This window comes from Poseidonibacter parvus, from assembly GCF_001956695.1.
Lineage (GTDB): Bacteria > Campylobacterota > Campylobacteria > Campylobacterales > Arcobacteraceae > Poseidonibacter > Poseidonibacter parvus.
In genome coordinates this window covers 1,839,182-1,852,147 of sequence record NZ_CP019070.1, presented here as the reverse complement: position 1 = coordinate 1,852,147, position 12,966 = coordinate 1,839,182, and the positions used below count along the sequence as shown (strand labels likewise).

18 protein-coding genes are annotated in these 12,966 nt (G+C 27.4%); 12 read left to right on the top strand and 6 right to left on the bottom strand.

Annotated elements, in window-relative coordinates:
- Window positions 1-861 carry a DMT family transporter gene (locus LPB137_RS09245; protein WP_076087315.1) on the top strand — a complete coding sequence of 287 codons (861 nt, stop codon included), beginning with the start codon at window positions 1-3 and terminating at the stop codon, window positions 859-861.
- 9 nt (window positions 862-870) lie between these two features.
- On the opposite strand, the gene LPB137_RS09240 is transcribed toward LPB137_RS09245, so the two are convergent.
- Window positions 871-1,509, bottom strand: a complete 639-nt coding sequence (locus tag LPB137_RS09240; protein WP_076087313.1) for a CatB-related O-acetyltransferase — start codon at window positions 1,507-1,509, stop codon at window positions 871-873.
- Between the two features lie 65 nt (window positions 1,510-1,574).
- Window positions 1,575-1,790 carry a cold-shock protein gene (locus LPB137_RS09235; RefSeq protein ID WP_076087311.1) on the bottom strand — a complete coding sequence of 72 codons (216 nt, stop codon included), beginning with the start codon at window positions 1,788-1,790 and terminating at the stop codon, window positions 1,575-1,577.
- Between the two features lie 280 nt (window positions 1,791-2,070).
- Here LPB137_RS09235 and LPB137_RS09230 point away from each other — a divergent pair, with 280 nt between their 5' ends.
- The 4 genes from LPB137_RS09230 (at window position 2,071) to LPB137_RS09220 (ending at window position 4,538) form a co-directional block, all read left to right on the top strand.
- Window positions 2,071-2,637, top strand: a complete 567-nt coding sequence (locus tag LPB137_RS09230; protein WP_076087309.1) for a pentapeptide repeat-containing protein — start codon at window positions 2,071-2,073, stop codon at window positions 2,635-2,637.
- A 78-nt stretch (window positions 2,638-2,715) separates the two neighbouring features.
- The gene (locus LPB137_RS14295; protein WP_172802477.1) at window positions 2,716-2,868 is read left to right on the top strand and encodes a hypothetical protein; all 153 of its coding nucleotides are present in this window, start codon (window positions 2,716-2,718) and stop codon (window positions 2,866-2,868) included.
- 297 nt (window positions 2,869-3,165) lie between these two features.
- Window positions 3,166-4,224 carry a PQQ-dependent sugar dehydrogenase gene (locus LPB137_RS09225; protein WP_076087307.1) on the top strand — a complete coding sequence of 353 codons (1,059 nt, stop codon included), beginning with the start codon at window positions 3,166-3,168 and terminating at the stop codon, window positions 4,222-4,224.
- Between the two features lie 38 nt (window positions 4,225-4,262).
- Complete coding sequence (locus LPB137_RS09220; RefSeq protein ID WP_076087305.1) at window positions 4,263-4,538, top strand: hypothetical protein; 276 nt, start codon at window positions 4,263-4,265, stop codon at window positions 4,536-4,538.
- Here LPB137_RS09220 and LPB137_RS09215 read toward each other — a convergent pair.
- On the bottom strand, window positions 4,535-4,918 hold the full coding sequence (locus tag LPB137_RS09215; protein ID WP_076087303.1) for a hypothetical protein: 384 nt from the start codon (window positions 4,916-4,918) through the stop codon (window positions 4,535-4,537). The genes LPB137_RS09220 and LPB137_RS09215 overlap by 4 nt on opposite strands.
- 99 nt (window positions 4,919-5,017) lie before the next feature.
- Here LPB137_RS09215 and LPB137_RS09210 point away from each other — a divergent pair, with 99 nt between their 5' ends.
- Window positions 5,018-5,431, top strand: coding sequence for a hypothetical protein (locus LPB137_RS09210; protein ID WP_076087301.1), 414 nt, complete (start codon window positions 5,018-5,020; stop codon window positions 5,429-5,431).
- 10 nt (window positions 5,432-5,441) lie between these two features.
- Here the strand turns inward: LPB137_RS09210 and LPB137_RS09205 are convergent, their stop codons facing one another.
- Window positions 5,442-7,013 carry a SagB family peptide dehydrogenase gene (locus LPB137_RS09205; protein ID WP_076087299.1) on the bottom strand — a complete coding sequence of 524 codons (1,572 nt, stop codon included), beginning with the start codon at window positions 7,011-7,013 and terminating at the stop codon, window positions 5,442-5,444.
- Window positions 7,014-7,078: 65 nt separating this feature from the next.
- On the opposite strand from LPB137_RS09205, the gene LPB137_RS09200 reads away from it, so the two are divergent.
- From LPB137_RS09200 to LPB137_RS09180, 5 genes are read left to right on the top strand one after another with little or no spacing between them, the layout of a single operon-like run.
- Window positions 7,079-7,783 (top strand): alpha/beta fold hydrolase, encoded by a 705-nt coding sequence (locus LPB137_RS09200; RefSeq protein ID WP_076087297.1) that lies wholly within the window; start codon window positions 7,079-7,081, stop codon window positions 7,781-7,783.
- A complete protein-coding gene (locus tag LPB137_RS09195) occupies window positions 7,771-9,009 on the top strand; it encodes a glycosyltransferase (RefSeq protein ID WP_197682247.1) in 1,239 nt (412 codons plus the stop codon). Before LPB137_RS09200 ends, LPB137_RS09195 begins: the two co-directional genes overlap by 13 nt.
- 24 nt (window positions 9,010-9,033) lie before the next feature.
- Complete coding sequence (locus LPB137_RS09190) at window positions 9,034-9,228, top strand: hypothetical protein (protein ID WP_076087295.1); 195 nt, start codon at window positions 9,034-9,036, stop codon at window positions 9,226-9,228.
- Window positions 9,215-9,559 (top strand): cupin domain-containing protein, encoded by a 345-nt coding sequence (locus LPB137_RS09185; RefSeq protein ID WP_076087293.1) that lies wholly within the window; start codon window positions 9,215-9,217, stop codon window positions 9,557-9,559. Before LPB137_RS09190 ends, LPB137_RS09185 begins: the two co-directional genes overlap by 14 nt.
- A gap of 11 nt (window positions 9,560-9,570) precedes the next feature.
- A complete protein-coding gene (locus LPB137_RS09180; protein WP_083657220.1) occupies window positions 9,571-10,068 on the top strand; it encodes an FAD synthase family protein in 498 nt (165 codons plus the stop codon).
- On the opposite strand, the gene LPB137_RS09175 is transcribed toward LPB137_RS09180, so the two are convergent.
- Window positions 10,055-10,405, bottom strand: a complete 351-nt coding sequence (locus tag LPB137_RS09175) for a hypothetical protein (protein ID WP_228144660.1) — start codon at window positions 10,403-10,405, stop codon at window positions 10,055-10,057. The two genes, LPB137_RS09180 and LPB137_RS09175, sit on opposite strands and share 14 nt — an antisense overlap.
- A gap of 194 nt (window positions 10,406-10,599) precedes the next feature.
- On the opposite strand from LPB137_RS09175, the gene LPB137_RS09170 reads away from it, so the two are divergent.
- On the top strand, window positions 10,600-11,829 hold the full coding sequence (locus tag LPB137_RS09170) for a DEAD/DEAH box helicase (protein WP_076087291.1): 1,230 nt from the start codon (window positions 10,600-10,602) through the stop codon (window positions 11,827-11,829).
- A gap of 9 nt (window positions 11,830-11,838) precedes the next feature.
- Here LPB137_RS09170 and LPB137_RS09165 read toward each other — a convergent pair whose 3' ends face one another.
- A complete protein-coding gene (locus LPB137_RS09165; RefSeq protein ID WP_076087288.1) occupies window positions 11,839-12,966 on the bottom strand; it encodes a PepSY-associated TM helix domain-containing protein in 1,128 nt (375 codons plus the stop codon).

The following is a 12,966-nucleotide window of genomic DNA, read 5'->3' as shown; positions in this document are numbered from 1 at the left end:
ATGCCAATAAACTTAAAACTTATGGATAAGGGAATGCTATTTATGCTTTTTAGTGCTTTTTTTGGAGCACTTAACAGTGCAGTTGCAAAAGTATTATCACAAAGTATGGATCCTATTGAGATTGTATTTTATAGAAATCTTTTAGGTGTTTTAATCATTCTTTATACTTTGAAAAAACTTCCTGTTTCTATAAATATTTCAAAACTTCATTTACTTTTTTTACGAGGATTATTTGGAACAATTGCTATGTTGTTTTTCTTTTATACAATTGCAACAATTCCACTTGGTGAAGCTATTATATTAAATAAAACATCTCCATTTTTTGTAACAATTTTAGCCTTTTATTTAATGAAAGAATCTATAAATTTTAATACATTCATTGCCTTAATAATTGGTTTTGTTGGACTTGTTTTAATTATAAAACCTTTTGGAATTGTTTTATCAATTGAACATATTTATGGAGTATTAGGTGGTTTCTTTGCAGCTGCTGCTTATGCAACAATAAAAAAAATAAAAGATATTTATGATGCAAGAGTTATCATGCTTTCTTTTATGTTAATTGGTGTGATAATTCCTTTTTTACTTTTTTTGTTTACGCCTTATGTAAAGTTTTCTATTCATACAGATTTGATTGTTTGGCTTTTAATAGTTTTAATGGCTGTTTTATCAACAGCTTCTCAATGGCTTTTAACAAGAGCTTATGGCTTAAGTCCTGCTAGTATTATTGGAGTTGTAAGTTATACAAGTATTCCTTTTGCAGTAGGTTTTGGAGTAATGTTAGGTGATTTATTTCCTGATATTTTAACGTTTATTGGTATTTCTTTAATTGTATTAGGGGGGATTTTAGTTAGTAAGAAGTAATTTAAAAATTTAATTTAGAGTATTTTTATTTAAAGTCCAATAATCAAATAGTTTTGAAATTTCGCTACTACAAATAAGAGACATACACGCTTTTATTTTATCTTCGCTCCAATTCCACCATTTCATTTTAAGTAATTGTTCTATTTCTTCTTTTTCAAATCGCGATTTAATAAGTGTTGCTGGATTTCCTCCTACAACTGTATATGGTGCTACATCTTTTACTACAACTGCTCTTGCAGCTATAATTGCTCCATTTCCAATTTTAACTCCTGGCATGATCATTGCTTCACTGCCTATCCAAACGTCATTTTCTATTACTGTATTACCTGCTTTTTCAAAACCGTTTTTTGCATCTTTAAAAATATTTGCTTGAAAGAAAAAAGGATAAGTGCTAAGCCATTCTTTATTATGTCCTTGATTTCCTGCCATCATGAAAACAGCACCAGAACCAATTGAGCAATATGAGCCAATAATTAGTTTATCAACATCGTTTCTTTTATCGTGTAAATATCTAGCACACTCTACAAAATCGTGTTGGTGATGATATCCTGAGTAATAAGAGAATACTCCTATTTCAATATTAGGATGATTAACAGTTTCATTTAATAGTTGTGAAGAAAATTGATTTTTAAAATTGAATAATTTCATTAAAAAGTAGTTTGTTTTTAAAAAAGTTTATAAGCGGATGAAACCGCTTATAAATGAAGAAGTTACTATTGAGGAGTAACGTTTTCTGCTTGAAGACCTTTTTCACCTTCAGTTACTTCGAAAGTAACTTTTTGACCGTCTTCTAAAGATACTCTTCCGTATCCTGAATTATTAATGTTTCTGAAGTGTACGAATACATCTTTTCCACCATCTTCTTGCTCAATAAATCCAAAACCTTTTTCACTATTGAACCATTTTACTGTTCCGTTAACTAATGCCATATTATTTCCTTTTGTTTGTTGTCTAAAATCTAACTTATGAATCTATCTTGTGGTGTGATTTTACTGCAACTGTAGGTTATCAATATAAAGCATGCCATAAATGAAGTTCTAAATCATCTTTCAATTGCTGTTATTCTAACTAAATTTCATTAAATATACAAGAATAATGAACTAATTTAATCAATTTTATTGAAAATATACCAAAAATAGGACTTTTTTACTTAAAATTTTAGATTTTTTTTTATTTTAAATATGATAAAATTAACAAAAAAAGAGTTTCATGTTTAAAACAAATGATTATTGGGAAGAAGAATTTACAGAATATAAAGATAAATATCTAGATGCAATTTACTTTGACAATTGTACATTTATCAAGTGCGATTTTTCAAAAACTGTTTTTGATAATTGTAAGTTTACTGAATGTACTTTTATAAATTGTGATTTATCTCTTGCTAAATTAAAAAGCTGTACTTTTAATGATGTGAATTTTGAAAATTCAAAACTTTTAGGAATTTCTTGGAGTTCATGTGTTGAACCTTTTGATGTAAAATTTGATACTTGTAATATTTCTCAAAACTCTTTTCATCTTTTAGATTTACGAAAAATGAAATTTATTGATTCTTTAATAAGTGATACAGGTTTTGAAGAGTGTAATCTAGAAAGTGCAGTTTTCCATAATTGTAGTTTGGATCAAAGTGTCTTTATAAGTAATAATATGAAAAAAGCAAATTTTGAAACATCTAGAAATTATTTGATTGATCCTAAAAGTAATGATTTACAAAAAGCACAGTTTTCTTTACCTGAAGCTTTGAGCTTTTTATCATTACTTCCTATAAAGTTAAAATAAGTTTTTTATATAAATGTTTATATATTTAAGTACAAATGTCTAGGTGCTTTGTTATACTGAGAAAAAACAGGATTGATAATGGCTAAAGTTAATTATAATTATGAAAAACGCGCACGTGAATTAGAAAAGCAAAAGAAAAAAGAAGAAAAACGAAAGAAAAAAGAAGCTTTAAAAAATGCTGATGCAAAAGATGAAACTGAAGAAGAATCTTCAAGTTCCGATTCCGAATAAATAAGTTTTGATGTCAGAATAACTAACCTTATTTTCTGACACCTTTAATAAATAGTTAAATTTTATTATTTAGAATTTTTCTTAGCTTTTTTCTCAGCTCTTTTTTCTTTTAATGATTTTGTAGAAGCTGTTTTTGTAGCTTTTTGAACGTCTTTACCTTTTGCCATAATATTTCCTTTCTTCAAATTTATATATCAGTATATCCTAAAATATGTTCATCCATATGTTGTTCTAAAATTAAATTGTATATTAATTTTTTATAGTGTTATAATATACTAAATATTTTTAGGAGAGATTATGCGAGCACTATTTTTTATATTATTAACTATTGTCCCTATATTTGCACAAATGCAAGTTACAAATATAGCCTCAAACCTTGGAGTTGTATGGGGAATGACTTTTTTAGATGAGAATAAATTACTTATTTCACAAAAAAATGGAAAGATAATTTTAATAAATTTAAAAACAAATGAAAAATTAAATATTAAAAATGTTCCAAAGGTTTTATATTCAGGACAGGGTGGATTACTTGATATTCAAAATAAAGATGGCTGGATTTATTTTACTTATTCAAAAAATGTAGATGGTTTTGGGGCAACTGCATTGGCAAGAGCAAAACTAAAAGCTGATAGTTTAGTTGATGTAAAAGATTTATTAGTAACAAAATCAAGCTCAAGTGCTTCTCATCATTTTGGAAGTAGAATAACTTTTGATGATAAAGGGCACTTGTTTTTCTCAATTGGAGATAGAGGAAATAGAGATAATGGTCAGGATTTAAAAACTCATGCAGGTTCTATTTTAAGACTTAATCTTGATGGTTCAATTCCAAAAGATAATCCTTTTGTAAATAATGCTAATGCCTTAGATGAAATATATTCTTATGGGCATAGAAATCCACAAGGGCTCTTTTTTGATATGAATAGTAAAAAACTATATTCAAATGAACATGGACCAAGAGGTGGTGATGAGATTAATGTTATAAAAAAAGGTGCTAACTATGGTTGGCCAATTGTTTCAAAAGGAAAAGAGTACTGGAATCCAATGTATGTAGGAGAATATCGTAGTAATAAAAATTATGTAGACAGTATTAAAGCTTTTATTCCTTCAATTGCACCTAGTTCTTTAATTTCATATAGTGGAAAAAAATATAAAAATTTAAAAGGAAATTTATTTTCAGGAGCTTTAAAACTCCAACATCTAAATCAAATAGTTTTAGATAAAAACGATAAAGTAATAAAAGAAAATAGACTTTTTAATAATTTAAATGAAAGAATTAGAAATGTAGTTGAATCTCCAAATGCAGATATATATATTTCAACTGATAGTGGAAATATATATCTAGTGAATTTAAATTAAATTTGTTATAATGCAAAAATAAAAATCAAAGGTATCTAATGAGCGTAATTTTCGAAGCAAAAATAAAATGTAATGGACAAAACCCACATGATTGGTTTATTGATTTAACTGACACAGTAATAGATAAAACACAAAGGTGTAATGACTTAGAGGAGTTTTCTAAAACAATCGAAGAGTTTGGTTTATCTTATGGTGGTCGAATAGACGAAGTAAAATGGTCACAAGATGAAGATGTTACAGCAGAACAATACTCAGAAATAAACGCAGGTATGAGAAAATATCAAGAAGAATTTGATAAAAAAGCTAGTGTCTAAATAGACCTAGCTTTGTAATTCTTATAATAATTAATAGTTTCCATTAACAAGTAGGCTATTAAACCCATTACCCAATATAAAAACCATAAGCTAATCATTCCAATAAAACCATCTTCACTAATATAATCTATTACTTGAAATATCAAAAAAAACATAATAGTACTTTTCAAAGATATTGCACTATTTTTATTAAAATCAATTAACTCTTTTCCTTTGAGTTTAATCTTAAAATATAATAGTAATAAAGTAATAGGAATCAAAGCTAAGACAAATAAATACTCATTCTTTATTAATTCTATTGTTTTATCTTGTCCAAATATAAAAAGATAAGTTGCTATGATGATAAGGAGTGTAAATATAAATAGATTTCGTGAATTCATTAATAATTTCCTGAGTTTTTTGTGATTCTAGCTAATTATAGATTAATAATTAAAGAATATTCTTCTATAATTTATTAAATAAGTAAAAGAAGGAAACAAATGAAAAATATTATAATTGTAGTTTCTGCTATCATAGCTTTAACAGGATGTGCAAGTTCAAAAACTAATTATATATCGACTAAAAATGTTAATTTAGTAACAAAGAATATTCAAGGAACTTGGACTGGAAAAGCTAAGCAATTCAATAATAATGTAACATGGTCAGTAAAAGTAAATATCGAAAACAATAATTATACAGTTTCTTATCCCTCTTTAAATTGTGGTGGTATTTTAACTCTTCTGGATTCTTCAAAAACACAAGTAAAATTTAGAGAAAATATAACTTATGGTAGAAGTAAATGTGTAGATAATGGTATTTTAACTCTTTCAACAACTAGTAATAATAATGCAGAGTATAAATGGTATTATGAAAATGGTAAGTTTGGAGCGTTAGGATTAATGACAAAAAAATAAGAGAAAACTCTTATCTTTTTGTATATGGATCTTTTGTAGTTAATCTACTATCAACTAATCCTCGACCAATTGTAAAATGATAAAGCGATTGGAAGTGATTTGTTTTAAGTCCAATTGTTCCATGTAATATATCATCTAAGAAACACCCAATTCCTGTTGCTGATAATTGTAATGATGTTGTTTCTAAATATAACTGTTGTCCAATAGCTCCACATTCCCAATATAATTGTTTATATTTTGAAGGTCCGTGTTTTTCAAGTGGATTCATAAACTCACATAACATTCCTAAAGAAAATGCTCCGTGACTTGCAATATCTTGGTCACATGAAATTGCTTTTGCTAAAAATTTGAAATTTCCCTCTTCTAATTTATATAATTCTCCTGAATTTGTATCAACTGTTTCCCAAAGAAATTCTTCTTTTAATAAACTTTGTAATTGTTCTTTATGTTCTTTATTTCGTACTAATATATAAAGACCAGCATCTAATTCTTCAACACTATGTATAAACATAACTAAATGAACAGATGAATCATGAGATTTAATAGATCCAATAATAGTTTCAAACTCTTTTTTAGTAATAGTACAATCGTCTTTATCCATAACTTGAGCAGAACGTCTTTTTAAAACGACATCTTTTGCAGTAAATGATGGCTGTCTATGTGGATTTTCTTCATATTTTGTATTAGTAAAAGCTTTAATTTCTAAATCTTCACTAAGTGTTGAGTCTTCAATTTTTTCTAAAATATCCCATTTGTGCCAAGAAAGACTAAGTTGATTTGCTTTTCCTTCATATTCTTCTTGAAGCTTACTTTGTATTTCATCAAGGTTTATATTTTTTGTATCAATATTTGAATCATCAAAAGATACAAGTATTAACATATCAGCTAATTCTCGCTCTTCTTTTATATATCTATGCTTTTGATCTAAACCTAAAAACTTTTCAAGTTGTGAATCTTTTACATTTAATACTTCTATTTTCCATCCTAAAATTGATGCAGAAACTTCTAAAGCTTTTAAAGCATGCCCACAATCTAGTTGTGTATATCTCCAAGACCGCTCACCATATTTCCAAGCTTCTCTCCAAACAATAGAAGAAAGAGAAACTAAAAAAGTGTTTTTAGGTATTGGAAGTTCTTTTGCACTGGATAGTTGTTCTAATTCGTGATTTTTAGGAGAGTAGTGATGTAAACCATCAACAAGGCCTTGAATGTCATTTGAAAGTATGTATGCTTCACTTGGTTGTAAGTTACCACTTGAGGCATTACATCTTAAAGCCCATGATTGTGTTTCATATTCTTTAATAGCTGCAAGTCCTAGTGAGAACTGAAAAAATTGTGATATAGCTTCTATACATAAAGGAGCACATAATGACTTATCTTTTGGCTTTTGAAAAATTTGTGAATATTCTAAAGTATTATTGTCAAAAGATAATGGTAGTTTTGTAGTTTTTGTATCTAAATATATTCGATAAGGATCTGGTTGTGTTGCCCAATCCATATAACCTAAAGACCTTGCGTATCTTTGTTGCGAGTGTTTTGTTTCATTGTGATAGGTATAAACCATTTGTAAATTATTATTCATTTGATATGTTAGCTAATCATAATTAATAAACCATTAAATTAAAAAACTTTAGATATTATACGTGTATGAAAGAAAAAATATATTTAATTCCCGGACTTATGACTGATGTTAGACTATGGAGTAGAATCATACCTTTTTTAGATGAGTATGAATTAGTACATGTTCCAATTCCTCATAGTAGTGACTTTGATGAAGTACTTGATATGTTAGAAGATAGCTTTAAAGAAGAGAAAATAAACTTATTAGGTTTCTCTCTTGGAGGTTATATTGCATCATATTTTGCTGTTACATACCCAAACAGAGTAAATAAGCTATTTATGGTAGCAGCAACTCCTGGAGCTTCTGAAGAAGCTGAGATTGAAAGAAGAAGAGAAAAGTTTGCTGTAATAGAAAAAGAGGGCTTTAAAGGCTTAGCTTATGAAAAAGCTGTAAGTTTAGTAGAAAAACAAAATCAAAATGATGTTGAGTTAATAACTACTATTCAAGATATGTTTATGGATTTAGGAAAAGAGACTTTTATTTCTCAACTAACTTCTACATTTAATAGAGTTGATTTACTTGAAGACCTAGTTAGACTAAGCGTTGGTCTGAATTTACCTATATGGTTTTATTATAGTGATAAGGACAGATTATTAAATCACAAATCAATAGCAAAATTAAAAACATTAAAGCATAATATAAAGCTAATAAGTAGAGAAGGAACTAGTCATAATGTTCCACTTGAAGTACCAAAAGATTTAAGTATAGAAATAAAAAAATGGATGAAATGAAAAAACTTTTAGTAATAGGTTATGTATGGCCTGAACCAAAATCTTCAGCAGCTGGAAGTCATATTATGTCTATTATGAGGCTATTTAAAGAAGATGGCTATAAAGTTGAGTTTTGTACTCCTTGTGCTCATTCAATTCATATGATTGATTTAGAAAAAGAGGGGATAAGTTCCTCTTCTATTGAATTAAATGATGATAGCTTTGATGAGTATATAAAACAGTTTAATCCAACTCATGTACTTTTTGATAGATTTATGATGGAAGAGCAGTTTGCTTGGAGAGTTGAAAAAAATTGTCCGAAGGCTTTAAAGATATTAGATACTGAAGACTTACAATGTTTACGAAATGCAAGACACCAAGCTTTAAAAGAAAATAGAGATATGACTAATGCTGATTTATTATCATCTGATTTAGCAAAAAGAGAAATCTCTGCAATTTTAAGATGTGATATTTCTTTGATTATTTCTTCTTTTGAAATGCAATTATTAAAAGATACTTTTAAAATTGATGAAAGTTTACTTCATCATTTACCTTTTATGGTAGATTTAGAAGAACTTCCTAAAGTTGCAAAATCATACGTACAACGTGAACACTTTATGACTATTGGAAACTTTAGACATGCTCCAAATTGGGATGTAGTTTTATATTTACAAAAAATATGGCCAATGATAAGAAAAGAACTTCCAAAAGCACAACTTCATATTTATGGTTCATACCCACCACAAAAAGCAACAGCTTTAAATAATCCTAAAACAGGATTTTTAGTAAAAGGTTGGGCCAATGATGCTTATGAAGTTATAGAAAACTCACGTGTATGTTTAGCCCCTATTAGATTTGGTGCAGGAATAAAAGGAAAACTTTTAGATGCAATGATTACTCAAACTCCAAGTGCTACAACAAGTCTCGGAAGTGAAGGCATGTATGAAAATGAAAAATGGCCTGGATTTATAAGTGATGATATAGAAGAGTTTGTAAACAAAGCTGTTGAATTATATAATGATGAAAATAAATGGAATGAAGCAAAACAAAACTCACATATTTTATTAAAAGCAAAATATGATAAAAAAGTATTAGGAAAAGCTTTATTAGAAAAAGTTGATGAGGTATATTCTAATATTAATGAGCATAGGATAAATAACTTTACAGGCTCAATGCTTCGTCATCATAGTATGGCAAGTACAAAATATATGTCTCAGTGGATTGCCCAAAAGAATAAAACAAAATAGCTAAAATAAATATAGGAAGAAAAAATGAATAGAGTATATATGACAAAAGAAAGATTTGAAGAAGAGTTAAAAAAAGGACAAATGTCACATAAAACTTATGAAGAATATAAAGCTTCAGTTGATAAAGTTTATGATGAATTAGAAAATGTAAATGATGAAGCTATTTATGATGAAGATGTAGATAAATCTTCTAGTAAAGAGATTAATGCAAGTAAGTAAACCTGTAAAAATCAAGCAAAAAAGTTGGGGACATGAAATCTGGCTTCATAATTCTAATAAGTATTGCGGAAAAATATTAGTAATAAAATCAAATAAATCTTCATCGTTACATTATCATAAATTAAAAGATGAAACTTTTTATATTCAAGAAGGAAGAATTTTAGTGAAAATTGTTTCAAAAGATGAACAAATAGAAGAATTAGAAATGAGCAAAGGAGATGTTTTAGATATTCCAAAAGGAACAAAACATCAAATTATTGGAATTGCAGAAGAATCAGAAATATTTGAAGTATCAACACAGCACTTTGATGATGATTCTATTTATGTTTAAGTGAAATTATTATGGAAGAATTAGCGAAAATTTTAAGCTTTGATGAGTTTGATAAAATCAAAGCTAACTTAGGTTCAATTATTTGTACCTCAGGTGGTTTTGACCCAATTCATTTTGGTCATATTTCATGTTTTCAAGAATCAAAAAAATACGGCGATACTTTAGTTGTAATTGTAAATGGCGATAGCTTTTTAGAAGAGAAAAAAGGCAAAGCTTTTATGAGTCTAGAACAAAGGTGTTTGATTGTTTCATCTATTAAAAATGTTGATTATGTAATTCCTTTTGAAATTAAAAATGATTCTACTGTAATAGAAGCACTAGAGAGAATAAAACCTAGCTTTTTTACTAAAGGTGGTGATAGATATGATGAAAAAACTATTGCTGAATGGGATATTTGCAAAAAATTAAATATTAAAATTATTACAAATGTAGGAAATGAGAAAAAAGAAACAAGCAGTTCAAATTACTTGAACGCTTGGAGTTGTGTAAATACAATTACAAATACATAACTTGTGAAATAAATATAATTAAGACTACACATAAAAATGGAAACACATGTGATGTAAATACAAAGGGTTGTATTTTAAAAAACTTTTGATTGAAGCCTCTAATTCCTAACCATAATCCAAAAAATGCTTTTACACTTAACATTATTTGAAAACTATTTAACCCGTCTTCACTAATTGGTCCAAAAACTTGAATAATTAAATATATACCAGTTCCTGCTGCAACGAATAATGACCACGGTACAACTTTACGTACATGCATCATAAATGCTTCTCTAGCTTTTGCATTTTCTTCTTCGTTTAATGTTTGTGACATTTTAGATAAAAATAAATTATCCATAAATAAAAAACCACCATAAATAAATACTGCGAAAAAATGAATTAAATGTATAATTGAAAAAGTGATAATAAATCCTTTTGTTTTTGTGAAATATACAAAAAAATATAATAGATTGCATTGATTAAAATCAAAGAAACCTTTACCAAAGGCAAAAAATCTTAAAATGCGTTTATAAAATAAAAGGATAATAATATATGATATTTCAAGAGTTTAATTTAAATGAAAAGATAGAAGAAGCACTAAAAGAAAACTCATATATAAACGCAACGCCAATACAAGAAAAAGTAATACCTCTAGTTTTACAAGCAGATGATATTATTGCACGGGCACAAACTGGAAGTGGAAAAACAGCTGCTTTTGTTTTACCTATTTTAAATCACTATTTATTAAATGAAAAAGAGGGTAAAGCAAAAATTAGAACACTAGTTTTAGCTCCTACAAGAGAACTTACTTTACAAATAGCAGATATTTTTAAAACTTTTAGTTCAAAATTTGATAAAACTTTAAAAATTGTAAGTGTAATTGGAGGACAAAGTATTGGTGAACAACTTTTAGATATACAAAAAGGTTGTGATATTGTTGTTGCAACTGCTGGAAGATTACTTGATATTGTTGATAAAAAACAAATTAATTTAGAAAATTTAGAATTTTTTGTTTTAGATGAAGCTGATAAAATGCTTGATTTAGGTTTTGCAGAAGAATTAGAATTAATTTTAAAACAATTACCAAATAAAAGACAAAATTTACTATTCTCAGCTACTTATCCACAAAAAATGAAACAAATAGCTTCAATGATTACAAGAAATGCTATTGAAGTTTCAATTCAAAATGAGCAGCCAACGGTTGAACTAATTGAACAAAGAGCTATTGAAGTAAATATGGAAAATAGAAATGCTTTATTAAGACAATTGATTTCTTCTAACTCTTGGGAACAAGTATTGGTTTTTATGGCTAATAATAGAGCAGCAAATAACATAGCAGCAAAATTTAGAAAATACAACTTCGATGCTGAGTCTTTTCATGGAGATTTATCTCAAGAAGATAGAGAATATACATTAAAAGAATTCAAAGAGAAAAAAATCAAAATTCTTTTTTCTTCAGATATTGCAGCAAGAGGTTTAGATATTGATAATATCTCTTGTGTTATTAATTTTGATTTACCTCGTTCCCCTGCTGATTATATTCACAGAATTGGAAGAAGTGGAAGAGCAGGGCGAGAGGGTTTAGCAATTTCATTTATTACTTTAGAAAATAGTGAACATTTTAAACTAATAGAAAAACGTGCAAAAATTAAACTTGAAAGAGAACAAATAAAAGGGTTTGAATTAGTAGGAACTGTTATTGAAAAAGAAAAAGGAAAAGCTCCTATAAAAGGAAAAAGAAAAAGTAAGAAAGATAAATTAAGAGAACAAACTAAAGAGTAAAATTACTCTTTAGTTTGATTTTTTCTTTCTTCTTTGGAAATACATCATAAATCCAGTAATTGTAAATAGTGCCATAGTTGATGAGGCTAATAACATCAATATTTGACCAATTCTTCCAAAATACTCACCTGTATGAACCTGTATCATACTTTTAAGAAGTTTTTCTTCTAAAGGTTGTTTAGAAAACTCTTCATGTTTTACAATTGTATTATTTTTTAAATCTAAAGAAATCTCATTTCTTGCTCTATAGTGTTGTGGTTCTTTTTTAAGATAATTTAATGTAAAAACATCTTTTTTAGCTTCAAACTTTAAACTAGCACTTGAATAATTTGTTATATTTTCTTTAAATAAATCAAATACATTTTGTATTTTTTGTGATGATAAGTCTTCTTTTTGTCTATTTTGTACCATATTAAGTACAGCATTTTTCATTGAATGCTTTTTATGAGATTTTTTTTCAACTCCTGCACTATTGTAAAGAATATCACTAAACCAATGATAAGACAAAGATAATCCTGTTATTGTAGATACTAGATAAAATGGAAGTACCCACATTCCAAGGGCGCTATGCATAGTAGATAAAAAACTTCTACCTTTATGTTTAAATTTAAAAGTAAAGCTTTTGAAAAATGCTTTTTTCAATCTTGGGAAATAAACTACAACACCACTTAACATTAAAACTAATAGTAATAAAGTACTTGCACCTACAATTTGTTTTCCAACATCACCTACAATTAGTCCTCTATGAATTTTTTCAATAAATTTAAATGTTTTTGCACCTTCTACATTTGGTAAAATCTCAGAATTATAAGGATTAATATAATAATTAATACCTCTTCTTCCTGCTTTTCCTTTTGCATTTGATGCGATATTTATTACAACAGAAGAACTTGGATCACTATTTATTGTTAAAGCTTTGATTTTAGCTTTAGGAAATTTTGAGTTAAAGTTATCAATAATTTGTTTTTCACTTAATCTCTCTCCTATAACTTCAACTACATAACTATCTTTATTAAATAACCATATAATCTCTTTTTGAAAAGATAATAAAGTTCCTGTAATTCCTATAATCATAAGAATAATTCCCACTGTTAAACCTAGGTATAAATGTATTTTAAACCATATTTTTTTATGCAT

Excerpts from the sequence above, each read along its gene's own strand:
- LPB137_RS09220 (WP_076087305.1), top strand. The coding sequence starts at position 4,263 with ATGAGCGTAATTTTCGAAGCAAAAATAAAATGTAATGGACAAAACCCA.
- LPB137_RS09170 (WP_076087291.1), top strand. The coding sequence starts at position 10,600 with ATGATATTTCAAGAGTTTAATTTAAATGAAAAGATAGAAGAAGCACTA.
- LPB137_RS09165 (WP_076087288.1), bottom strand. The coding sequence starts at position 12,966 with ATGCATAAAAAAATATGGTTTAAAATACATTTATACCTAGGTTTAACA.
- LPB137_RS09205 (WP_076087299.1), bottom strand. The coding sequence starts at position 7,013 with ATGAATAATAATTTACAAATGGTTTATACCTATCACAATGAAACAAAA.
- LPB137_RS09180 (WP_083657220.1), top strand. The coding sequence starts at position 9,571 with ATGGAAGAATTAGCGAAAATTTTAAGCTTTGATGAGTTTGATAAAATC.
- LPB137_RS09215 (WP_076087303.1), bottom strand. The coding sequence starts at position 4,918 with ATGAATTCACGAAATCTATTTATATTTACACTCCTTATCATCATAGCA.
- LPB137_RS09225 (WP_076087307.1), top strand. The coding sequence starts at position 3,166 with ATGCGAGCACTATTTTTTATATTATTAACTATTGTCCCTATATTTGCA.
- LPB137_RS09200 (WP_076087297.1), top strand. The coding sequence starts at position 7,079 with ATGAAAGAAAAAATATATTTAATTCCCGGACTTATGACTGATGTTAGA.
- LPB137_RS14295 (WP_172802477.1), top strand. The coding sequence starts at position 2,716 with ATGGCTAAAGTTAATTATAATTATGAAAAACGCGCACGTGAATTAGAA.
- LPB137_RS09240 (WP_076087313.1), bottom strand. The coding sequence starts at position 1,509 with ATGAAATTATTCAATTTTAAAAATCAATTTTCTTCACAACTATTAAAT.
- LPB137_RS09190 (WP_076087295.1), top strand. The coding sequence starts at position 9,034 with ATGAATAGAGTATATATGACAAAAGAAAGATTTGAAGAAGAGTTAAAA.
- LPB137_RS09235 (WP_076087311.1), bottom strand. The coding sequence starts at position 1,790 with ATGGCATTAGTTAACGGAACAGTAAAATGGTTCAATAGTGAAAAAGGT.
- LPB137_RS09230 (WP_076087309.1), top strand. The coding sequence starts at position 2,071 with ATGTTTAAAACAAATGATTATTGGGAAGAAGAATTTACAGAATATAAA.
- LPB137_RS09210 (WP_076087301.1), top strand. The coding sequence starts at position 5,018 with ATGAAAAATATTATAATTGTAGTTTCTGCTATCATAGCTTTAACAGGA.
- LPB137_RS09185 (WP_076087293.1), top strand. The coding sequence starts at position 9,215 with ATGCAAGTAAGTAAACCTGTAAAAATCAAGCAAAAAAGTTGGGGACAT.
- LPB137_RS09195 (WP_197682247.1), top strand. The coding sequence starts at position 7,771 with ATGGATGAAATGAAAAAACTTTTAGTAATAGGTTATGTATGGCCTGAA.
- LPB137_RS09175 (WP_228144660.1), bottom strand. The coding sequence starts at position 10,405 with ATGGATAATTTATTTTTATCTAAAATGTCACAAACATTAAACGAAGAA.
- LPB137_RS09245 (WP_076087315.1), top strand. The coding sequence starts at position 1 with ATGCCAATAAACTTAAAACTTATGGATAAGGGAATGCTATTTATGCTT.